19 protein-coding genes, 1 tRNA gene and 1 other RNA gene are annotated in these 21,415 nt (G+C 49.1%); 18 read left to right on the plus strand and 3 right to left on the minus strand.

The genetic code is table 11. From position 1 onward, the window contains the following. The first annotated feature begins 6 nt into the window (after positions 1-6). From trxB to ACN6MW_RS15065, 6 genes are all read left to right on the plus strand, one after another. Positions 7-954: a thioredoxin-disulfide reductase gene (gene trxB, locus ACN6MW_RS15040; protein WP_419876061.1), complete on the plus strand. Its 948-nt coding sequence runs from the start codon at positions 7-9 to the stop codon at positions 952-954. A gap of 185 nt (positions 955-1,139) precedes the next feature. Further along, positions 1,140-2,090, plus strand: a complete 951-nt coding sequence (locus tag ACN6MW_RS15045) for an ROK family glucokinase (protein WP_419876062.1) — start codon at positions 1,140-1,142, stop codon at positions 2,088-2,090. 182 nt (positions 2,091-2,272) lie between these two features. Continuing rightward, a complete protein-coding gene (rapZ, locus tag ACN6MW_RS15050; protein ID WP_419876063.1) occupies positions 2,273-3,160 on the plus strand; it encodes an RNase adapter RapZ in 888 nt (295 codons plus the stop codon). 12 nt (positions 3,161-3,172) lie between these two features. After that, a complete protein-coding gene (locus ACN6MW_RS15055) occupies positions 3,173-4,159 on the plus strand; it encodes a gluconeogenesis factor YvcK family protein (RefSeq protein ID WP_419876064.1) in 987 nt (328 codons plus the stop codon). Positions 4,160-4,165: 6 nt separating this feature from the next. After that, positions 4,166-5,095 (plus strand): DNA-binding protein WhiA, encoded by a 930-nt coding sequence (gene whiA / locus ACN6MW_RS15060; protein WP_364149845.1) that lies wholly within the window; start codon positions 4,166-4,168, stop codon positions 5,093-5,095. A 206-nt stretch (positions 5,096-5,301) separates the two neighbouring features. Beyond that, on the plus strand, positions 5,302-5,571 hold the full coding sequence (locus tag ACN6MW_RS15065) for an HPr family phosphocarrier protein (protein WP_028609180.1): 270 nt from the start codon (positions 5,302-5,304) through the stop codon (positions 5,569-5,571). A gap of 225 nt (positions 5,572-5,796) precedes the next feature. Here the strand turns inward: ACN6MW_RS15065 and clpP are convergent, their stop codons facing one another. Continuing rightward, on the minus strand, positions 5,797-6,381 hold the full coding sequence (gene clpP / locus ACN6MW_RS15070; RefSeq protein WP_419876353.1) for an ATP-dependent Clp endopeptidase proteolytic subunit ClpP: 585 nt from the start codon (positions 6,379-6,381) through the stop codon (positions 5,797-5,799). 316 nt (positions 6,382-6,697) lie between these two features. After that, a tRNA-Arg gene (locus ACN6MW_RS15075) sits at positions 6,698-6,772 on the minus strand. A gap of 238 nt (positions 6,773-7,010) precedes the next feature. Between ACN6MW_RS15075 and ACN6MW_RS15080 the strand changes: the two genes are divergently transcribed. The 10 genes from ACN6MW_RS15080 to ACN6MW_RS15125 all read left to right on the plus strand — a co-directional run bounded on the left by ACN6MW_RS15080 (position 7,011) and on the right by ACN6MW_RS15125 (position 19,014). After that, entirely contained in the window at positions 7,011-8,048 is a 1,038-nt protein-coding gene (locus ACN6MW_RS15080) for a sugar-binding transcriptional regulator (RefSeq protein ID WP_419876065.1), read from the plus strand. Positions 8,049-8,161: 113 nt separating this feature from the next. After that, on the plus strand, positions 8,162-9,166 hold the full coding sequence (gene gap, locus ACN6MW_RS15085; RefSeq protein WP_364149848.1) for a type I glyceraldehyde-3-phosphate dehydrogenase: 1,005 nt from the start codon (positions 8,162-8,164) through the stop codon (positions 9,164-9,166). 174 nt (positions 9,167-9,340) lie between these two features. Continuing rightward, positions 9,341-10,525, plus strand: coding sequence for a phosphoglycerate kinase (locus ACN6MW_RS15090; RefSeq protein WP_364149850.1), 1,185 nt, complete (start codon positions 9,341-9,343; stop codon positions 10,523-10,525). A 40-nt stretch (positions 10,526-10,565) separates the two neighbouring features. Further along, the gene (gene tpiA, locus ACN6MW_RS15095; RefSeq protein WP_419876066.1) at positions 10,566-11,324 is read left to right on the plus strand and encodes a triose-phosphate isomerase; all 759 of its coding nucleotides are present in this window, start codon (positions 10,566-10,568) and stop codon (positions 11,322-11,324) included. A gap of 1 nt (position 11,325) precedes the next feature. Next, a complete protein-coding gene (gene gpmI / locus ACN6MW_RS15100) occupies positions 11,326-12,867 on the plus strand; it encodes a 2,3-bisphosphoglycerate-independent phosphoglycerate mutase (RefSeq protein WP_364149854.1) in 1,542 nt (513 codons plus the stop codon). A gap of 31 nt (positions 12,868-12,898) precedes the next feature. Further along, positions 12,899-14,191 (plus strand): phosphopyruvate hydratase, encoded by a 1,293-nt coding sequence (eno, locus tag ACN6MW_RS15105; protein WP_308996222.1) that lies wholly within the window; start codon positions 12,899-12,901, stop codon positions 14,189-14,191. 132 nt (positions 14,192-14,323) lie between these two features. Further along, positions 14,324-15,091 carry a sugar phosphate isomerase/epimerase family protein gene (locus ACN6MW_RS15110; RefSeq protein WP_419876067.1) on the plus strand — a complete coding sequence of 256 codons (768 nt, stop codon included), beginning with the start codon at positions 14,324-14,326 and terminating at the stop codon, positions 15,089-15,091. A gap of 99 nt (positions 15,092-15,190) precedes the next feature. After that, a complete protein-coding gene (gene secG / locus ACN6MW_RS15115; RefSeq protein WP_183570711.1) occupies positions 15,191-15,427 on the plus strand; it encodes a preprotein translocase subunit SecG in 237 nt (78 codons plus the stop codon). A gap of 169 nt (positions 15,428-15,596) precedes the next feature. Continuing rightward, positions 15,597-18,554 carry a ribonuclease R gene (rnr, locus tag ACN6MW_RS15120; RefSeq protein WP_419876068.1) on the plus strand — a complete coding sequence of 986 codons (2,958 nt, stop codon included), beginning with the start codon at positions 15,597-15,599 and terminating at the stop codon, positions 18,552-18,554. A gap of 259 nt (positions 18,555-18,813) precedes the next feature. After that, the gene (locus ACN6MW_RS15125) at positions 18,814-19,014 is read left to right on the plus strand and encodes a cold-shock protein (protein WP_028609190.1); all 201 of its coding nucleotides are present in this window, start codon (positions 18,814-18,816) and stop codon (positions 19,012-19,014) included. Positions 19,015-19,114: 100 nt separating this feature from the next. On the opposite strand, the gene ACN6MW_RS15130 is transcribed toward ACN6MW_RS15125, so the two are convergent. Continuing rightward, entirely contained in the window at positions 19,115-19,843 is a 729-nt protein-coding gene (locus ACN6MW_RS15130) for a copper homeostasis protein CutC (protein WP_419876069.1), read from the minus strand. Positions 19,844-19,979: 136 nt separating this feature from the next. Between ACN6MW_RS15130 and smpB the strand changes: the two genes are divergently transcribed. Both smpB and ssrA read left to right on the plus strand, forming a co-directional pair. Beyond that, on the plus strand, positions 19,980-20,459 hold the full coding sequence (gene smpB, locus ACN6MW_RS15135) for an SsrA-binding protein SmpB (protein WP_364149861.1): 480 nt from the start codon (positions 19,980-19,982) through the stop codon (positions 20,457-20,459). 263 nt (positions 20,460-20,722) lie between these two features. Continuing rightward, positions 20,723-21,087, plus strand: a transfer-messenger RNA (tmRNA) gene (gene ssrA / locus ACN6MW_RS15140). Positions 21,088-21,415: the final 328 nt, after the last annotated feature.

Here is a 21,415-nt window from a genome sequence, read left to right on the forward strand (position 1 = left end):
ATGTCGATGTACAAATCCATTATTATCGGTACCGGCCCTGCCGGACTTACAGCAGCAATTTACTTGGCACGCGCCAACATGAATCCGTTGATTATTGAAGGCCCCGAGCCGGGCGGACAATTGACGACAACGACAGAAGTCGAGAACTTTCCTGGTTTCCCAGAAGGCATCATGGGCCCTGAGCTTATGGAAAACATGCGTAAGCAAGCGGAGCGCTTTGGCGCTAAGTTTATTACCGGTTGGGTAAACAGCGTGGATATGTCGGAACGTCCTTTCAAGCTTCAAGTGGAAGGCCACGGAGAATTGGTTGGCGAGAGCATTATCATCTCTACGGGTGCATCGGCTAGATACCTGGGCATTCCGGGCGAGAAAGAAAACGTCGGAAAAGGCGTAAGCACTTGCGCAACATGCGACGGATTCTTCTTCCGCGGCAAGAAAATTATCGTTGTCGGCGGCGGCGACTCGGCGATGGAGGAAGCAAGCTTTCTTACGCGCTTCGCAACTAACGTTGAGCTGGTTAATCGCCGCGACGAGCTGCGCGCTTCCAAAATTATGCAGGACCGTGCGCGCGAAAACGAAAAAATTAGCTGGAGCCTAAACCGTACACCGGTTGAAGTGGTTGCTACCGGCATGGGTGTTACGGGCCTTAAAGTCCGCGACAATACAACGGGCGAAGAAGATGTTATCGAGACGGACGGTATCTTTATCGCAATCGGCCATACGCCGAACACGAAATTCCTTGCCGGTCAAATCGATACGGACGATCACGGTTATATTCTTGTGAAGCCGGGCACAACCGAAACAAACGTACCGGGCGTATTCGCTTGCGGCGATGTGCAGGACAGCAAATACCGCCAGGCGATTACGGCAGCGGGCAGCGGATGCATGGCGGCGCTGGATTGCGAAAGATTCCTGGAAGGCGCAGTGACGCATGATTGGAGCAAATCGCTTTAATACTTGGCGAGGAGCATCATAAGATAGAGAAAGGGGCTATACCAGCAGAGCGATATGCTTGACGGTATAGCCTTTTCGATAGCCGGAATTGGCACATTTACCAGTATTCAGCTATCTTGACCAGAGGATAAAGGTCGCTTATAGTGTTACAGAGAAGATTAACATATTGATGAGGTGGACTAGTGATGTCTGAAAAGATTTACGTTGGAGTCGATGTCGGCGGAACTGCTATTAAAGTAGGCATTTGCAATGCGGATGGACAATTGCTCCGGACGTATGAGGGGCCGACGGAAGCGAGTAAAGGAACGGACACTATCCTTCAAAATATTGCAAAATATTCAAAGCAAATCGTAACCGAATCGGATTATGATTGGGAGCAGGTTGACGGGGTAGGCGTTGGTATTGCAGGCTTCCTGGATATTCCGAACGGAATCGTAAAATTTGCGCCGAACCTGAAGATTGAGAACGTTAATCTAAAAGGTTATTTGGAGCAAGAACTGAACAAGACCGTTAAAGTTAACAATGACGCAAATGTTGCGGCACTAGGCGAAGCATGGGGCGGAGCAGGCAAAGGCATCGCGCACTGCGTATGCTATACGCTCGGAACCGGCGTAGGCGGCGGCATTATCATAGAGGGTAAAATCGTTGAGGGCTATATGGGCATGGCGGGCGAGCTGGGCCATATGGCGATTGTGCCTGATCTTGAGGCGATCCAATGCGGATGCGGCAAAATAGGCTGCTTGGAAACGGTATCTTCGGCGACCGGCATTATTCGTATGGCTAAGGATGCGGTGGAACGCGGTGACCGCACTTCGCTTTCGATGGTAGAAGACATCATGGCGAAGGATGTTCTTGATGCAGCGAAAGCAGGCGATGAAGTAGCGACCCGTATCGTGAACCGTGCTGCTTATTATTTGGGTAAATCCATGGCAATGATTGCGATCATCTTGAATCCGCAATACTTTATCATCGGCGGCGGCGTATCGAAAGCGGGAGATTTCTTATTCGACCAAATTCGCGAAGTATTTGAGAAATACACGCAGGAACAAGCGAAGGAAAATGTGAAAATCGTGGCAGCAACGCTTGGAAACAATGCGGGCGTAGTCGGCGCGGCTGGACTTATTCTAAGAGGTTAATTTTATTCGGAAATTATTAACGAAGTGACTTTGCTAACGAAAAGTCTAAGCATATCCTTACGAAGTGACTTTGCTAACGCAAAGTCTAAGCATATCCTTACGAAGTGACTTTGCTAACGCAAAGTCTAAGCATATCCTTACGAAGTGACTTTGCTAACGCAAAGTCTTTAGGAGGTTTGATCATGGAAACGGCAGCAACAGTAGCGAAGCTTGTCATTATAACCGGGATGTCTGGCGCGGGCAAAACCATTGCTGTCCAAAGCCTGGAGGACCTCGGTTTCTTCTGCGTCGATAATTTACCGCCCGTTCTAATCCCTAAATTTGCGGAGCTGATCGAACAATCGAACGGAAAAATCGGCAATGTGGCGCTGGTTATTGATTTGCGCGGAAGAGAATTTTTTACGGCGCTCTCGGAATCGCTGGCTTATATCAAGGAGCATTACACGATAAGCTGCGAAATCTTATTTTTGGATGCTACGGACGGCGTGCTTGTACAGCGTTATAAGGAGAGCCGCCGCCGCCATCCCCTTGCTCCGGAAGGAATGCCGCTTGAGGGCATTAAGAATGAACGCCGCCTGCTTGAGGATTTGAAAGGCTGGGCCTCTCAGGTCATCGATACGAGCATCTTGAAGCCGGCTCATTTGAAGGAACGTATTATTTCACATTTTACGAATCTCGAGCAAAATAGTCTATCGATTAACGTGACCTCGTTTGGATTTAAATATGGGATTCCTATCGATGCGGATTTGATTTACGACGTTCGTTTCTTGCCTAACCCGCATTATATCGAGCATCTTCGCCCAAATACCGGCCAAACTCCCGAAGTATATGAATATGTAATGAAGTGGCCTGAAACACAGCAGTTCCTGACAAAGCTGTTAGACATGCTGCAATTTCTTATTCCGCTCTATCGCAAGGAAGGGAAAAGCCAGGTAGTTATCGGTATTGGCTGCACCGGCGGAAAGCATCGTTCCGTTGCCATAGCTGAATATTTGGGACGCATGCTCGGCAGCAGCGATACGGAACGTGTGCGTGTCAGCCATCGCGATGCCGAACGTGACAAGCATTGACGGGGTGAGAGAATGCAAAGTAGGCATAAGATACTAAGAAGACCGAAGATCGTTGTCATTGGCGGCGGTACAGGTCTCTCTGTCATGCTGCGAGGGCTTAAAGAGAAGCCGCTCGATATTACGGCTATTGTTACGGTTGCCGACGATGGAGGCAGCTCCGGCATTTTACGCAACGAGCTTCAAATTCCTCCTCCAGGTGATATTCGCAACGTGCTTATGGCACTTGCCGATGCGGAGCCGCTTTTGACAGAGGTATTGCAGTACCGTTTCAAAACCGTGCCGGGTTTAGCCGGACATAGTCTGGGTAATCTTATGCTGGCGGCCATGACGGATATATCCGGCGACTTTGTTACGGGTATCCGCGAGCTAAGCCGCGTTCTCGCCGTTCGGGGGCGGGTGCTTCCCGCAGCGGGCAAAGCGATTGTGCTAAAGGCTGAAATGGCCGATGGAACGATTGTTACCGGTGAGTCCATGATTCCGAAGGCTGGCAAGGTCATTAAGCGTGTGTTTTTGGAACCACTGGATGTGGAACCGCTGCAAGAGGCTGTAGAAGCCATCGAGCAGGCCGACGCAATCTTAATTGGGCCAGGCAGCTTGTATACCAGTATTATTCCGAATTTGCTCGTTCCGAAGCTGGCGAACGCCATCGTGGAATCCGAGGCGGTAAAACTTTTTGTCTGTAATGTTATGACGCAGCCAGGCGAAACCGATAATTATTCGGTAGGGGATCATTTGGATGCCATTCATGCGCATATCGGCCATCATCTGTTTGATTACGTAATTGTGAACGACGGCGAGATTCCGCCCCAAATCGAGAGCAAGTATGCGGAGAAGGGTGCGAAAGCCGTTCATTTGGATTTAGATGCGGTAACGCAAAAGGGCTATGAGGTCATTGCGGACCGCCTTGTTTTATTCCGTACTTTTTTGAGGCATGACGCCGAACGCTTAAGCCATCATATTTATAAACTGGTCGAGAACTGGATGTTACGAAAGAGGTGATACACAATGTCATTTGCGGCGCAAACAAAGAAAGAGCTGACACTAATTGAGGCTGACAACTGTTGTGAGAGAGCGGAATTATCCGCGCTTATACGGATGAATGGTTCGGTTAGCGTATCGAGCCGCAAAGTCGTTTTGGACATCTCAACGGAAAATGCCGCGATTGCCAGAAGAATTTACTCCCTGCTCAAAAAACATTATGAAATACACGTGGAGCTGCTCGTCCGCAAGAAGATGAGGCTTAAGAAAAATAATGTCTATATTGTCCGTATCCCGGCAGGGGTGCAGGAGATACTGAGTGAGCTCAAGATTGTATCCGAAGGTTTTATGTTCAACCTTGGCATCGACAAGGAAATGATTCGCAAGCCCTGTTGCAAGCGTTCGTATTTGCGGGGGGCGTTTCTCGCGGGAGGCTCGGTCAACAATCCGGAGGGATCTTCGTATCATTTGGAGATTTCCTCGATGTACCAAGAGCACTGCGAGGCTTTGGTTGACCTTGCGAACAAATTTGATCTAAACGCTAGATGCATTGAACGGAAAAAGGGTTTTATCTTCTATATCAAAGAGGGCGAGAAAATTATCGAGTTCCTCAATATTATTGGCGCGCATCAAGCCTTATTCAAGTTTGAAGATGTTCGAATCATGCGCGACATGCGCAATTCAGTCAACCGGATCGTGAACTGCGAAACGGCGAATCTGAATAAAACAATTGGAGCGGCAGTCCGGCAGATTGAGAATATCAAGCTGCTGCAGCGAGAAGTGGGTCTGGAGAGCTTGCCTGAGAAGCTGAAGGAAGTAGCGGAAATTAGGCTCCAGCATCCGGATATGAATCTGACAGAAGTCGGCGAAATGCTCGGAGGAAAGGTCAGTAAGTCAGGCGTAAACCATCGTTTGCGCAAAATTGACGAACTTGCGGAAAAAATCCGTGGGGTATGAACTTTCATCCTAGTGTATCAGCTGGTATAATGATATAATAATTCAAAATGGCTTTATTTATGAAGATAAGAATGCAAAGCGAACAAGCCATTGCATTTTTGTCTTTGACCGGGAAAAGAGCTTTTGCAGCCAGTAGACGGCGATAGAGCCGTATAAGCTTGTGCCGCATGCTAATGCTTAAGTAAAATATAGGGGGTATGGTTTCCATGACAAGGCTTCCGGTTGTTGTTCGTCTTAAGACAGGACTACATGCAAGACCAGCAGCATTATTCGTACAAGAAGCGAACAAATTTTCCTCCGAAGTATTTGTAGAGAAAGACGACAAAAAAGTGAATGCTAAATCCATAATGGGGATTATGAGCTTGGCAATCAGCTCGGGCACTGAAGTATCCATAAGTGCTGAGGGTTCGGATGCAGAGCAGGCTGTAAACGCTTTAGTCGCTTTGGTAAGCAAAGAAGAGCTGGAAAACCAATAATTCATCAAAATTAAATAAAAGCCGTCCTAGGTCTGATGACCGAGGAAGGCTTTTTTTAATGTGAAGATCAATAACTAAGAAGAACGTATGACCTATTTTATGAACATGAATTTCTCTTGCTAATTCGAATGGCGTACAGCCGCATTAAAAAAACAGGGCTATCCCTTAGGTCCATGCAGACCAGTAGGGATAGCCCCGTTCTGTAAAATGAATGATCTCTTGCTATTAAGCGAGCTTCTCAATAACTTTATCGACAAGGCCGTATTCTTTGGCTTCAACTGCGCTCATGAAGTAATCGCGGTCCGTATCCTTCTCGATGCGCTCAAGCGTTTGACCGCTGCGCTCTGCGAGAATGCCGTTCAGCTTGTCGCGCATACCGATAATGCGCTTCGCGCGAATAGCGATATCGCTGGCTTGGCCTTCCGCGCCGCCTAGCGGCTGGTGAATCATGACTTCGCTGTTCGGAAGCGCATAACGTTTGCCGATAGCGCCTGCGGTAAGCAAGAAGGCTCCCATGGAAGCAGCCATGCCGACACAGATCGTAGATACATCCGGTTTAATGTATTGCATCGTATCATAAATAGCCATGCCTGCCGTAATCGAACCGCCTGGGCTGTTAATATAAAGTGAGATGTCTTTCTCTGGGTCGTCTGCCGCCAGGAAAAGCAATTGAGCGATGATGGAGTTGGCCACCACGTCATTTACACCGGATCCTAGAAAAATAATGCGGTCTTTCAATAGGCGAGAGTAAATATCATACGCACGCTCACCTCGATTGTTTTGCTCAATAACCATAGGAACGAAATTCATATCCAACGTAAGCCCCCTCCTCGAAAAAACAATGAATGGTTAAATCGTATTCTCATAATAACGGATGAAAAAGCAAAAGTCAAAGATAGTCAAACAAGTCCTGTCTTGCCTTTCGGGAGATCAAATTAAAACGGTGTTAGTTGGCGCTTTGAAAGGAAAATACAGTGCTGTCCGGGTCATATTTCTGAGGCTGAGGGTGGAAGTTTGCCGCATGGAATCGACTTTCGCGGAAGCACAAAAAAACCGCCCCATGTATAGGAACGGTTAGTCTGTATCATTATAGGTGTTGCAAGCCTTAATGGCTGAAATGTCGTAGTGGCGCGCCCGCAAGGAATCGAACCTAGATCTCAGCCTTCGGAGGGCTGCGTCATATCCATTGGACCACGGGCGCATTTGAAAATTGTCGCAAAAATTATTATATGATATTCAGGGTTTTAAAGCAAGGGGCGTTCAAAAATTAAATTTGTTAAAAATGTGTCGGAAACCGTTTTCAAAACAAAAACGACTATTGCTACAAATGAAAATTTCCGATAAACTAAAGGTGGGACTTGAAACGATACCGCGGGACGTAATGAGTCCAACGTATTTGAACCGAATACGCTATAGGCCGATGGAGTGAAGGATGAGAGATGCGTCAGATCGTTGAACTGCAGCAGCAGCTTGTACCGGATCTGCTCGACGTCATGAAGAAACGGTATTCGATTTTGCATCGGGTGATGCTGTCGGATTTAATCGGGCGCCGAACGTTGGCGTCGGCATTATCGATGACGGAGCGGATGCTTCGGGCGGAGACCGATTTTCTGAAATCGCAGGGGCTGCTCGAGATTCATTCGGGAGGCATGCGGATTAGCGATTCAGGCAAGCTTTTATTAGAGCAGCTTGAGCCATTCTACAAGACGATGTTCGGACTATCCGAGCTGGAAGAAACGATACGCAGCCATTACGGGTTATCGCAGGTCGTTATTGTCGCCGGCGATTCGGAGATTTCTGCCCAGACAAAACGTGAGCTTGGCCGCGCAGGCAGCCAGGTGCTGATCAAAGTTATGCAGCCAAACGATGTCGTGGCGGTAACGGGCGGAACAACCATTGCGCAAATATCGAATCAACTGATGAGTTCCTCGCAACTTAAGACGAACTGGTTCGTACCGGCTAGAGGCGGTCTTGGAGAGAGCTTGGACTACCAAGCGAATACAATTGCTTCGATGATGGCCAAACGCACAGGAGCGCATTACAGGCTTCTACACGTGCCTGATCATCTCGGCGAGGAAGCGTTCGCGTCCATTATGCAGGAACCGAACATTAAGGAAATCGTGGATGTCATCCGCAGTGCTCGCATCGTTGTACACGGAATCGGAGATGCTATGGTCATGGCGAGACGCCGGCGTTTGGATCGTGAGATCATTGACGCTATGGAAGCTGAAGGAGCTTTGGCGGAGTCATTCGGATTTTATTTTGACCGCAAAGGCGCTGTCGTGCACAAAATGCAAACGGTAGGGTTACGGCTCGAGGATATTGTGAAGACTGAAGTTGTTATAGGCGTTGCCGGCGGTAAGAGCAAAGGCGAGGCTATAGCGGCGATTATGCGGTTTGGTCACAATGACGTACTTGTTACCGATGAAGCGGCTGCACTTGAAATCGTCGCGTTGATCGAGCAGGAGAAGGATTAAGCTTTTAACGGAATTGAAGGAATCATGATGATTTGCAAGTGGCCTTCGGCCGCGCGCAAAACATCTTGAAATATATTTTAATATCTTTTAAAAACGCTTAGGAGGAAATAAAAATGGTTAAAGTTGGTATTAATGGTTTTGGTCGCATCGGCCGTAACGTATTCCGCGCAGCACTGAACAACCCTGATGTTCAAATCGTGGCAGTAAACGATCTTACGGATACTGCAACACTGGCACATCTTCTGAAATACGATACTACACACGGTCAACTTGACGGTACTGTTGAAGCAAAAGAAGGCGCGCTTATCGTAAACGGTCGCGAAATCAAAGTATTCGCAGAGCGTAACCCAGCTGATCTTCCTTGGGGATCTGTTGGCGTTGAAATCGTAGTTGAATCAACTGGTATTTTCACAGCGAAAGAAAAAGCTGAGCTTCACTTGCAAGGCGGCGCTAAAAAAGTTATCATTTCCGCTCCAGCAACGAACGAAGATATTACAGTGGTTATCGGCGTTAACGAAGATAAATACGACGCTGCGGCACATACCATTATTTCCAACGCTTCTTGTACAACGAACTGCCTAGCACCATTCGCAAAAGTATTGAACGACAAATTCGGAATCGTTAAAGGTATGATGACTACTATTCACTCATACACAAACGATCAATCCGTGCTTGACGTTCCTCACAAAGACTTGCGCCGTGCTCGCGCAGCTGCCGAGAACATCATTCCTTCCTCCACTGGCGCTGCAAAAGCTGTAGCACTTGTTCTTCCTGAGCTTAAAGGTAAATTGAACGGTATGGCAATGCGCGTTCCTACGCCAAACGTATCCGTAACTGACCTTGTTGCTGAGCTTAAAGTTAACGTAACAGTAGAAGAAGTTAACGCAGCATTGAAAGAAGCTTCTGAAGGTCCACTTAAAGGCATCTTGAACTACAACGAATTGCCGCTTGTATCGAGCGACTACAATAGCGACCCTGCTTCTTCCACAATCGATGGTCTTTCGACTATGGTTGTTGAAGGCAACATGGTTAAAGTTATTTCATGGTACGACAACGAGTGGGGTTACTCGAACCGCGTAGTTGATCTTGCTGCTTACATCGCAAGCAAAGGTCTGTAAGCAAAGAAGGCGGACGGACCCGCGGCTTTCGCGCATGCGGAGCACAGGTCTTTGATTTGCGGCTTCTAGGAGACGTAAATCATGGGGGCGTTTCTTCTTTGAAGGAACGCCCTTCTTTTTTTTGTGGTTCAACAGCCATACCTTTCCATAACACATTTTCGGGAGGTTTCATTGATGAATAAGAAAAGTGTACGTGATGTAGCAGAGCTAGCTGGTAAACGGGTATTTGTTCGCGTTGATTTCAACGTGCCGCTTGAGGATGGCAAGATTACGGATGACAAGCGTATTCGTGAAACGCTTCCTACGATTAACTTCCTAATCGAAAAAGGCGCAAAAGTAATTCTTGCAAGCCACCTCGGCCGTCCAAACGGTCAAGTGGTAGAAGAGCTTCGCCACACGGCTTCCGCAGCGCGTTTGTCCGAGCTTCTTGGCAAGCAAGTAACAAAAGCGGATGAAGCTATCGGCGAAGCAGTTGAAGCACAGGTTGCCGCTTTGAACAACGGCGATGTATTGCTGCTTGAAAATGTTCGTTTCTACGAAGGCGAAGAGAAAAACGATCCGGAACTCGCTAAAGCATTCGCTAAGCTTGCTGACCTGTTCGTCAACGACGCTTTCGGCGCCGCTCACCGCGCTCACGCTTCAACAGAAGGCATCGCGCATATCCTGCCAGCCGTATCGGGTCTGCTTATGGAGAGAGAGCTTGAAGTACTAGGCAAAGCGTTGAATAACCCGGAGCGTCCATTCACAGCTATCGTTGGCGGTTCAAAAGTAAAAGATAAAATCGCGGTTATCGATAAAATGCTAGAAATTGCCGACAACGTTCTTATCGGCGGCGGCTTGTCTTATACATTCTTTAAAGCGCAAGGCCATGAAATCGGCAAATCGCTCGTGGATAACAGCAAGCTGGATTTGGCGCTTGAGTTCATGGAGAAAGCAAAAAAACTCGGCAAAAACTTTTTGATCCCGGTAGATATCGTCGTTACTGACGATTTCAGCGCGAACGCTAACACGCAAATCGTAGACGTTGACAGCATTCCTGCGGATTGGGAAGGCATTGACATCGGTCCGAAAACACGCGAGCTTTATGCTGATGTTATCAAAAACTCGAAATTGGTTGTATGGAACGGACCAATGGGCGTATTTGAAATCGAGCCTTTCTCCCACGGTACAATAGCAGTTGCTAACGCATGCGCAGAGACAACTGGCTACTCCGTAATCGGCGGCGGCGACTCTGCTGCGGCAGCTGAAAAATTCGGCCTTGCCGACAAAATGGATTTCATCTCGACAGGCGGCGGCGCTTCCCTAGAGTTTATGGAAGGCAAAGTGCTTCCAGGCGTTGTAGCTCTTAACGATAAATAATAGATTTTACAAAAATAAAATGATATGAGGAGGATTACGCATGAGCAACAGAAAACCGATTATCGCAGGTAACTGGAAAATGTTCAAAACGGTATCCGAAGCTGTAACATTTTTCTCCGAAATTAAAGGCAAGGCTGAGGTTGACGGTGTAGAGAGCGTGATTTGCGCGCCATATACGACGCTTCCCGCGCTTGTTGAAGCAGCAAAAGGCACTTCGATCGCAATTGGAGCGCAAAACGTCCACTTTGAGGACAACGGTGCATTCACGGGTGAAATCAGCGGCGTAATGCTGAAGGATCTTGGCGTGAAATACGTGATTATCGGCCACTCCGAGCGTCGCGCTTATTTTGCGGAAACGGATGAGATCGTCAACAAGAAGGTTCATGCTTCCTTCAAAAACGGCCTGCTTCCTATCGTTTGCGTAGGCGAGAAGCTGGAAGAGCGTGAAGCTGGACAAACGAAGGACGTATGCAAAGTGCAAACGGAAGCGGCTTTCCAAGGCGTATCCGCGGCACAAGCAGCTGAAATCGTTATCGCATACGAGCCAATCTGGGCAATCGGAACAGGCAAATCCTCTACTTCCGAGGACGCACAGGACGTTATCGGATACATCCGCGGCGTGGTTGCAGGTCTTTATGATCAAGCGACTGCAGATGCGGTTCGCATCCAATACGGCGGCAGCGTGAAGCCTAACAACGTTGCTGAATACATGGGTCAAGCGGACATCGACGGCGCACTTGTCGGCGGCGCGAGCCTTGAGCCTGCATCCTATATCGCACTGGTCGAGGGGGCCAAGTAAGATGGCTGCTCCAAAACCTGTTGCGCTCATTATTCTCGACGGCTTCGGCTTGCGCGATGATGTTACAGGCAACGCCGTTGCACAAGCTAACAAGCCAAATTACGACCGTTATTGGTCGACATATCCGCATACGACACTAACGGCATCCGGCGAAGCGGTCGGATTGCCGGAAGGCCAAATGGGCAACTCCGAGGTTGGCCACTTGAATATCGGCGCGGGCCGTATCGTATATCAGGATTTAACCCGTATCAGCAAATCAATCCGCGACGGCGAGTTTTACGAGAATGAAACCATTCTTGGCGCTGTACGCCATGTAAAAACAAACAGCAAGAAGCTTCATCTGTACGGCTTGCTTTCGGACGGCGGCGTGCACAGCCATATTGAGCATTTGTTCGCTTTGCTGGATCTGGCGAAGAAGGAAGAGCTCGAGGATGTTTACATCCATGCATTCTTGGACGGACGCGATGTGTCTCCGGACAGCGCGAAAGGTTACCTCGAACGCCTGCAGGCGAAGATCGAAGAGGTTGGCGTAGGCCGTATCGCAACGGTTCAAGGCCGTTATTATGCGATGGACCGCGACAAACGCTGGGAGCGTACTGAGAAGTCTTACCGCGCAATGGTTTACGGCGAAGGCCCTCAATATTACGATCCGATTCAAGCAGTAGTTGAATCCTACGAGAAATCGGTTTATGATGAATTCGTTATGCCAACGGTTATTGTGGATGGAGAAAACAAGCCTGTCGGTCTTGTAGAATCCGAGGACGCCGTTATTTTCTTCAATTTCCGTCCTGACCGCGCGATTCAATTGTCGCAGGTATTCACAAACGAGGACTTCCGAGGCTTTGACCGCGGCGTAAGTCACCCGGTTAATCTGTATTTCGTTTGTTTGACGTTGTTCAGTGAAACCGTAGGCGGATTCGTTGCGTATTCACCAAAGAACCTTGATAATACGCTGGGCGAAGTACTCGTGCAAAACAACAAGACACAGCTGCGCACTGCAGAAACCGAAAAGTATCCGCATGTTACGTTTTTCTTCAGCGGCGGACGCGACCATGAGCTTCCTGGCGAAACCCGCGTGCTTATTAATTCCCCTAAGGTCGCAACATACGACCTGAAGCCGGAAATGAGCGCTTACGAGCTTGCCGAATCCACGGTACGCGAAATTGAATCAGACAAGCATGACGCGATTATCCTAAACTTCGCTAACCCTGATATGGTAGGGCACTCCGGCATGCTGGAGCCTACGATTAAAGCGGTTGAAGCGACGGACGAATGCCTTGGCAAAGTAGTGGAAGCGGTACTGGCCAAAGGCGGCGTTTGCATCATCACGGCTGACCATGGTAATGCTGATATGGTATTTGACGAGAATGGCCGTCCGTTTACGGCGCATACGACGAATCCTGTTCCGCTTATCGTAACGAAAGCAGGCGAGACGCTTCGCGAGGGCGGCATTCTTGCCGACATCGCACCGACGCTTCTTGATCTTCTAGAACTCGCTAAGCCGACTGAAATGACAGGCGTTACTTTAATCAACAAGCGTTAAAAATAAAACTTTAAAAGGAGTGTTTTCTCACATGTCAATTATCGTTGATGTATATGCACGCGAAGTGCTGGATTCCCGCGGGAATCCAACTGTAGAAGTAGAGGTTTCCCTAGAGTCCGGCGGCAAAGGCCGCGCAATCGTTCCATCCGGCGCTTCCACTGGCGCATACGAGGCTGTTGAGCTTCGCGACGGCGACAAATCCCGTTACCTGGGTAAAGGCGTTCTGAAAGCCGTTGAAAATGTTAACACTGAAATCGCTCCTGAAATCATCGGTTTGGATGCTCTTGACCAAGTAGCAATCGACCGTAAAATGATCGAGCTTGACGGTACGCCTAACAAAGCCAAGCTGGGCGCTAACGCGATTCTAGCGGTATCGATGGCAGTCGCTCGCGCAGCTGCTGACGCGCTTGATGTGCCTCTTTACACTTACCTTGGCGGATTCAACGCTAAAGTGCTTCCAGTTCCAATGATGAACATCATCAACGGCGGCGAGCACGCTGACAACAACATCGACGTTCAAGAATTCATGGTTCTTCCTGTCGGTGCTGAAAGCTTCAAAGAAGCGCTTCGTATCGGTGCTGAAATCTTCCACAACCTGAAAGCTGTATTGCATGACAAAGGCCTTAACACAGCTGTTGGCGACGAAGGCGGCTTCGCTCCTAACCTTGGTTCAAACGAAGAAGCAATTACAACAATCATTTCCGCGATCGAGCGCGCAGGCTACAAGCCAGGCGTTGACGTATTCCTCGGTATGGACGTTGCTTCCACTGAGTTCTTCAAAGACGGTAAATACGTGCTTGCAGGCGAAGGCAAATCGTTCACACCTGCTGAGTTCGTTGACCTTCTTGCTTCATGGGCTGACAAATACCCAATCATTACAATCGAAGACGGCTGCTCCGAAGACGATTGGGATGGTTGGAAATTGCTTACCGAGAAGCTTGGCGGTAAAGTACAGCTTGTTGGTGACGACTTGTTCGTTACGAACACTGAGCGCCTTGCTGACGGTATCGACAAAGGCGTGGGCAACTCGATCCTGGTTAAAGTTAACCAAATCGGTTCGCTTACTGAAACTTTCGATGCAATCGAAATGGCAAAACGCGCAGGCTACACAGCTGTTATCTCTCACCGTTCAGGCGAGAGCGAAGACAGCACAATCGCTGACATCGCTGTAGCGACAAATGCTGGCCAAATCAAAACAGGCGCACCGTCCCGTACGGACCGCGTTGCAAAATACAACCAATTGCTTCGCATTGAAGACCAATTGGGTTCAACGGCTCAATATGCTGGTAAATCAGCATTCTACAACTTGAAAAACTTCAAATAAGACGCCTTTAGCGGCTTATGAAGAAGGGTATGCCCACTCGGGCATGCCCTTCTTTTTTTTGACGAATAGACCGTTTACGCAGATGGGACATAATAATCAGGAAAAGTATCATGCGATTAGGCGGTGTATGAAGTGGCAAAACCGGGTATTGGCATTCAAATGTATTCACTTAGGGATCAGACCGAAATTGATTTCCTGGGCACGCTCGAGAAAGCAGCCAAAATAGGTTACACAGCTGTCGAATTTGCCGGTTATTTCAAAACGCCGGCTAAGGAGTTGAAAAGTAAGCTGGAGGAGCTCGGGCTAAAAGCTCCCTCTGTCCACGTTCCTTTAAACTTTAGCGATTCCAAGCATATGGAGTCGGATTTTGCCGGACAAATCGAATATGCCAAGGAGCTTGGCGTGTCCTACATTATTACGCCTTGGGCGCCGCTCCCGGAACTGCCAACGATGGACAACGTGAAGTACTTAATTGATGTGTTTACGAAATGCGCGCAGCAGGTAAGGGCGGCCGGCATGCAGTATGGGTATCACAATCATGAGTTCGAATTTAAATTAGTGGAAAAAAAGCCCATTATTGATCACATATTGTCGGGCATGCCGACAGAGCTTATGATCATGGAATTCGATCTGGGTTGGCTCCACGTGGCGGGATATAAACCTGTGGACTACTTGAGGAAATACAAAGGCCGCATTCCGGTAGTCCATTTGAAGGATTTCAACAAAGGGCTGAAAGATGCGGAAATCGGCAAAGGCGAAGTTGGCTATGCACAGCTTCTAAGCGAACTCGAGCCGGCAGGCGTAGACTTTATGTTTGTTGAACAGGAGCAGTTCGAATCGAGCTCGCTTGATAGCGCAGCCAATAATTATCAATTTCTAAAAGATCACGGGTTTGCATAAAAGGCTGTGCCATGGGGTTGTACTATTGTATTTTGTGCCCAGCTATGGTACACTCGATTTACGTGTTTTTACGGAGCTCCTATGCTGGAGGTGGAATGAATGGATATCTTATTGAAGATCGTGCTCGTTATATTTTCTGTCGGCCTGATTGCTGTAGTATTGCTGCAAAAGGGTAAGAGTGCAGGCTTGTCCGGAGCGATTACGGGCGGCGCTGAGCACCTGTTCGGCAAACAGAAAGCGCGCGGTTTGGATTTGTTCTTGCAGCGTTTGACAGTAGTTCTGGCAGCTGGTTTCTTCATATTAGCGCTTGTTGTATCTTACTTCGTAAAACAATAACGAACACACACGCAGAAAGCGAGGATATTCCTCGCTTTTTTTGTATTTTCATCATAATCACGGATGCGCGGCTTCCATTTCGTGTATACTACATGGTATATGATAATCTATCAACCTGTGGCAAGCGAAGCTAGTATCATGAGCAGGTTTATGAGGAGAATAAATACTAATGGCCAACTACGAGCAGGAATTGCTTGATTTTATGAAAGAAACGGCTTATAAGCCGATGACTTACCAAGAGCTTGAGAAGCATTTTGGCATTGAGGGCGCTGTGGAATTCAAGGAATTCCTTAAGCTGCTGAACAAGCTGGAGGATGAGGGGAAAATCATCCGCACGCCTAATGACCATTACGGCGTGCCGGAACGAATGAACCTGTTGCGCGGGAAGCTTCAGTCGCATGCGAAGGGCTTCGGCTTCTTGATTCCGGATGAGAAAGACCATGGCGACGTATATCTTCATGCGAATGATTTGAAGAGCGCAATGAACGGGGATATTATTCTCGTTCGAGTCACTTCAAGGAGCGAGCATGGCGGACGGATGGAGGGCGAGGTAGTCCGGATCGTCGAGCGCGCCGTCACGCAAATCGTCGGAACATTCGAGGATCACGAGGTTTATGCTTTCGTTGTGCCGGATGACAAACGGATTAACCGCGATATTTTCATACCTAAGGGAGGCTACCAAGGGGCTGTTTCCGGCCAAAAGGTCGTCGTAAAAATTGTATCGTATCCCGAAGGGCGTTCTGCGGCCGAAGGGGAAATTGTCGAAATTTTAGGACATAAGAACGATCCGGGCGTCGACATTTTGTCGATTATCCGCAAGCATCAGCTGCCGGAGGGTTTTCCCGACGAAGTCATGGCTGAGGCGGAGGCAGCGCCGGATTCGATCACGGATGAAGAAATCGTGCAGCAGGGCAGGCGAGATCTGCGCGGAGAGGTCATTGTTACCATCGACGGCGAGGACGCAAAGGATCTTGATGATGCCGTGCACGTGAAGCGGCTGGAGAACGGCAACTATTTGCTAGGCGTGCATATTGCCGACGTGGGCTACTATGTTACAGAAAACTCAGAGCTTGACCAAGAGGCATACCGCAGGGGCTGCAGCGTTTATTTGGTCGACCGCGTGATTCCGATGCTTCCGCATCGTTTGTCGAATGGGATCTGCTCACTTAATCCGAAGGTTGATCGTCTGACGCTTTCATGCGAGATGGAGTTTGACGCGGAGACGCTGAAGCGTGTTCGTCATGATGTATTTACGAGCGTCATCCGTACCAAAGAGCGAATGACCTATACGAATGTAAAAAAAGTATTGACGGCAACAGAGGAAGAACCGCAAACCGAACTCAAGGAACGTTATGCGGATTTGCTGGATATGTTCGGCCTTATGGAGGACTTGGCGATGCGCCTTCGTTCCAAACGGATGAAGCGCGGCTCGATTGATTTTGATTTCCAGGAATCGAAGGTCATCGTAGATGAGAACGGCAAAGCGATTGATATCATCAAGCGTGAGCGTTCGGTAGCCGAGCAAATCATTGAAGAATTTATGCTTGTGGCGAATGAAACGGTAGCCGAGCATTTCCACTGGCTGCGCGTTCCGTTCCTTTACCGGATCCATGAGGATCCGTCGCAGGAGAAGCTGCTGAATTTCGTGCAGTTCGCAGCGAACTTCGGTTATGCCGTGAAGGGCAAGGGTAATTCGATCCATCCCAAAGCGCTGCAGACCTTACTTGAAGATATCCGTGGCACGAAAGAAGCAACCGTCATTTCGACGGTCATGCTCCGCTCCATGAAGCAGGCTAAATATGATGCGGAGAGCCTAGGACATTTTGGGCTTGCGGCAGAGTTTTATTCCCATTTCACATCGCCGATACGCCGTTATCCCGATTTGGTCATTCACCGCGTAATCCGCGAGGTGCTGAATGGCGGGGGCCAATTGACGGAGGCGCGCCATGAAGCGTTGACGGCGCGCATGCCGGATATTGCGCAGCATTCGTCGGAGCGCGAGCGGGTGGCGGTCGATGCGGAGCGCGATACGGAGCAGCTGAAGAAATGCGAATACATGCTCGATAAAGTCGGCGAGGAATTCGAAGGCATCATTAGCAGCGTAACGAGCTTCGGTATGTTTATCGAGCTGGATAATTCGGTTGAAGGCTTGATTCGTCTGAGCGACATGTCGGATGACTACTACAATTTCCATGAGCAGCATATGATCCTCGTCGGCGAGCGGACATCTAAAATATACCGGATCGGCGATGAAGTGAAGATACGCGTTACACGCGTAAGCATGACGGAGCATACGATCGACTTCGAGCTTGTGGATATGAAGCCGCGCAGCGGTAAAGGCATTCCAAGCAGTTTCGGCGGTGAGCGTGGCGGCAAAAAACGCGGCGGCTTCGGCGATCGCGCCGGAAGCGTCGATCGCGGGCGCGGCGGTAAAGACCGCGGCGGAGCGGGCGAAGGCAGCCGCGGAGGAAAAGGCGACGGAGCAGGCGCGGGCGGCAGAGGACGCGGTGGAGCTAGCGAAGGAAACCGCGGCGGACGAGGCGGCGCGGCTGGCCCAGGCGGAGCAGGCGAGAGCAAGCGCGGCGGAAAAGGCCGCGGTGGCAAAGGCGGCGGACGCGGATATGGCGGCGGCGAGGATCGCAGCGTAGTCGGCATTGTCGAGCAAGCCAATCCGTGGCGGATCGATGCGCCTGACAGCGGACGAGGCGGCAAGCGGCGCGGCCGGGGCGGCGACGGCGAAGCCGGAGCCGGCGTGAACGACGGCGGGAATTCGCCGGCGGGGCGCGGGCCTGGGCAAGAGGCGGATATGCCGCCGGGCCAAGGCAGGGAGCAGTCGCGCGGAAGCGGAAGCGGCTCGCGGACGGATATGTGGGGCCTGCCCATCCGCGGCGGCGGCGGGCCAGGCGGCAATGGCCGAGGCGGAGCTGCCGGGAAACGGCGGAGCGAAGGCAGCGGTGAGGCGGCGAGGCGGAAGAATACGTCGCCGAGCGGCGTGTTTAATGGCGAGCGGAGTGCGGATGCGGTAAGCGCGGAAGGCAGCGGCGCTCCGGTGAAGAGCAAGCGGAAGAAGAAAAACGGAGGCGGCGGAAACGCAACAGCTGCGTTCGTTCGCAAAAATCGCAAGTAAAAAACAGGGGCGGCGATTTCCGATCTATGGCATAAATGGGAGTCGCCGTGTTCTGGGCAATTTGGGAAAATATATTTAAGATCCTCGCTTGCTTTTTAATTCTGGGTATAGTACACTCAAATCAATCGATAATATGAACCTGAATTCACATATTGAAAAGGGTGTCATTATAGTCATGAAACCCTTTCCAATGTGTGAATTTTTTGTTTAAAGACAAACCAGGCGCATATTAATATTATTTTTTTGGAGGTTTTTACACATGCAACAAGGTACAGTTAAATGGTTTAACGCAGAAAAAGGTTTCGGCTTTATCGAAGTTGAAGGCGGCAACGATGTATTCGTACATTTCTCCGCAATCACTGGCGAAGGCTTCAAAACTCTTGAAGAAGGACAACGCGTAGAATTTAACGTTGTTCAAGGCAACCGTGGACCACAAGCAGAAAACGTTGTAAAGCTGTAATAGCTTACGAACGTTGATAAAACCGCCTTTAACCCTATGGGTTGAAGGCGGTTTTTTTGTATGTAAATAAGCTTGTGTTTTATTGAATAGAGGCTGTTTATTAGCGGTTTTGATCTAGAATTTGACGTGCTGTCCGGACAAGTGAGCCATCGATGGGAGCCGTGACTCCGCCGTTTCTTACACCTGTACCAAGGTGTACGGCTTGCGATTTTGTTGCAGCCATGAAAGCTGGCAAGGAGGCAATGGAAATTCCACTTCCTGGCATGATAGTTATAGCATGTCCATAACTTTGTTCATTCAACCTGATGATTTGATCGACGGCATCAAGCACGCTTGGTTTTCCTCCTGAGGTGAGCAGCCATTTAATTTGCGGGTATTCCATTAGCGTCGACAATGCCTCTTCTTGGTCGGCAATCTCATCGAAAGCACGGTGAAAAGTGACAGGAAGATCTCCCGCTGCATCCAGCAGACGTTCTAAAGCTTCGGTATCGATTTTTCCGTCTGTGCGCAGTGTTCCTAGAACGAAAGCATGAATGCCTAAGCTTCGCATACTTTCCATATACGTAATCATGTCACGTAAATCAGCTTCATCGTACACAAAAGATTGGCTGTGAGGCCGCACCATGACATGTACTGGAGTGGTTTTGGGAAAAGGCGTGCTGTTTGATTGTTCGAGTCGTTTAAGGGCTTCAACTACCGCAAGGGTTATGTCTTTCGCCGGACTTAAACCGCCTTGATCAAAGGCAGAGATAAGCTCTATGCGGTCCGCGCCGTGCAATGAGGCTGTAACCGCTTCATCGGCTGTCATAGCAATGATTTCGAGCAGCATGGGAATTCTCCTTTTTTGGCAGGGCACGAGAGAAGTTAACTTAACCGCCGCCTTGATTTCCGTTCCTAAAGTTGTTACAATGAACACCAGAATACGTGCACCACTATTTTAGCTTAAATAAGTCGAGGTGACTAGCATGGGTAAGAAGAGTGACGGCAAGCAGCTCGCCCAGAACAAGAAGGCTTCCCATGACTATTTCATTGAGGAAACATTCGAAGCGGGCATGGTGCTGCTCGGTACAGAAATCAAATCGCTCCGCAACGGCAGGGCGAACATCAGTGACGCTTTTGCAACGATTCGTAACGGCGAGCTGTTCATCAACAATATGCACATTAGCCCGTTCGAACAAGGGAATATGCATAATCCCACAGATCCAACGCGTGCTCGCAAGCTTTTGATGCACAAGTCTCAGATTCACAAGCTTTTGGGCTTGTCGAAGCAAGAAGGATACGCCATTGTTCCTTTGAAGATCTATGTGCGCAATGGTTACGCGAAGCTGTTGATTGGTCTGGGTAAAGGTAAGAAGCAATACGATAAGCGGGATACGGCGGCTAAGCGTGACGCTCAGCGCGATATCCAGCGTGCCTTGCGCGAGAAACAGAAGGTCGCTCGATAAGCTGTTATTTCCATGGAAGCAAGCAGCCATTACTGCCAATAACAAATATGCACGGACGCTGCTCATTCGTGTTATACTAAAGCAGTAGCAACGGCAAGACAAACAAAGTAAGTAACGAAGCAAGTGCATTCGTGCTAGACAATCGGAACGGCCTGCCAGATGATGAGTCTGACGGTGACTGCTCCTTAATCCTAAAGCTTCAATCGAGCTAAACGTTAGTGTCGAACCTATATGGAACTGCAGCTAACCGTTTATGCAAAATTGGGGGCGTTTATGGATTCGACGGGGATTGTACGAGCGCGGGTTGCGGGTAGCAGGGAGTCGTCTGCTTCATCAACGCTAAAGCCTATTAAACGGCAAACAACAAACAAACTACGCTTTCGCAGCCTAAGAAACTGTGTGCGTGCTTCTACCCAGCATCGTCCATGTGACTGGATTAGGGGCTAACAAGTAGTGGAATACGCTGTCTCATCTCCGCCTGCGGTGAGCTGAAGAAGACAATCAGGCTGACCCAAAGTATAGCCGGTTACGGGGCGATACTCGGGTGACATCAAAACTGTGACTACACCCGTAGAAGCCTGTGTGGCGTGATCTTCGGACAGGGGTTCAAATCCCCTCGCCTCCACCATCATTAACACCATCCGCGTGAGGATGGTGTTTTTGTTTTTTTTAAGTGCTTAAAGATACTTTACTCCTGCAGCATTTCATTTAACGGCGATTATTTAGAATGAAATTGAAAAAGACTTTCCCTTATTCGTTCCAAATGATCAAATCGATCTCTAGGAATGGTTCAAGGAAAGAAGGTAAGACAACATGATGGAAAGTGGTGAAATAACCGAAAAAGGAGGTAAGGTTGGAAATGTAATGGAAGAGAGCTGCGATTCAGAAATTTACTTTTAATAGTATGCTAATGCATGTAATTTGGCGTTGATATTTGAAATTGAAGTTATCTTTTG

It is taken from the genome of Pristimantibacillus sp. PTI5 (assembly GCF_048572955.1).
Classification (GTDB): domain Bacteria; phylum Bacillota; class Bacilli; order Paenibacillales; family Paenibacillaceae; genus Pristimantibacillus.

What these genes read in the sequence shown, in the direction of transcription:
- ACN6MW_RS15055 (WP_419876064.1), top strand. Translation starts at nt 3,173, where the DNA reads ATGCAAAGTAGGCATAAGATACTAAGAAGACCGAAGATCGTTGTCATT.
- secG (WP_183570711.1), top strand. Translation starts at nt 15,191, where the DNA reads ATGGATATCTTATTGAAGATCGTGCTCGTTATATTTTCTGTCGGCCTG.
- whiA (WP_364149845.1), top strand. Translation starts at nt 4,166, where the DNA reads ATGTCATTTGCGGCGCAAACAAAGAAAGAGCTGACACTAATTGAGGCT.
- trxB (WP_419876061.1), top strand. Translation starts at nt 7, where the DNA reads ATGTACAAATCCATTATTATCGGTACCGGCCCTGCCGGACTTACAGCA.
- ACN6MW_RS15045 (WP_419876062.1), top strand. Translation starts at nt 1,140, where the DNA reads ATGTCTGAAAAGATTTACGTTGGAGTCGATGTCGGCGGAACTGCTATT.
- clpP (WP_419876353.1), bottom strand. Translation starts at nt 6,381, where the DNA reads ATGAATTTCGTTCCTATGGTTATTGAGCAAAACAATCGAGGTGAGCGT.
- smpB (WP_364149861.1), top strand. Translation starts at nt 19,980, where the DNA reads ATGGGTAAGAAGAGTGACGGCAAGCAGCTCGCCCAGAACAAGAAGGCT.
- tpiA (WP_419876066.1), top strand. Translation starts at nt 10,566, where the DNA reads ATGAGCAACAGAAAACCGATTATCGCAGGTAACTGGAAAATGTTCAAA.
- ACN6MW_RS15090 (WP_364149850.1), top strand. Translation starts at nt 9,341, where the DNA reads ATGAATAAGAAAAGTGTACGTGATGTAGCAGAGCTAGCTGGTAAACGG.
- ACN6MW_RS15065 (WP_028609180.1), top strand. Translation starts at nt 5,302, where the DNA reads ATGACAAGGCTTCCGGTTGTTGTTCGTCTTAAGACAGGACTACATGCA.
- ACN6MW_RS15125 (WP_028609190.1), top strand. Translation starts at nt 18,814, where the DNA reads ATGCAACAAGGTACAGTTAAATGGTTTAACGCAGAAAAAGGTTTCGGC.
- ACN6MW_RS15130 (WP_419876069.1), bottom strand. Translation starts at nt 19,843, where the DNA reads ATGCTGCTCGAAATCATTGCTATGACAGCCGATGAAGCGGTTACAGCC.
- rnr (WP_419876068.1), top strand. Translation starts at nt 15,597, where the DNA reads ATGGCCAACTACGAGCAGGAATTGCTTGATTTTATGAAAGAAACGGCT.
- ACN6MW_RS15080 (WP_419876065.1), top strand. Translation starts at nt 7,011, where the DNA reads ATGCGTCAGATCGTTGAACTGCAGCAGCAGCTTGTACCGGATCTGCTC.
- gpmI (WP_364149854.1), top strand. Translation starts at nt 11,326, where the DNA reads ATGGCTGCTCCAAAACCTGTTGCGCTCATTATTCTCGACGGCTTCGGC.
- rapZ (WP_419876063.1), top strand. Translation starts at nt 2,273, where the DNA reads ATGGAAACGGCAGCAACAGTAGCGAAGCTTGTCATTATAACCGGGATG.
- gap (WP_364149848.1), top strand. Translation starts at nt 8,162, where the DNA reads ATGGTTAAAGTTGGTATTAATGGTTTTGGTCGCATCGGCCGTAACGTA.
- eno (WP_308996222.1), top strand. Translation starts at nt 12,899, where the DNA reads ATGTCAATTATCGTTGATGTATATGCACGCGAAGTGCTGGATTCCCGC.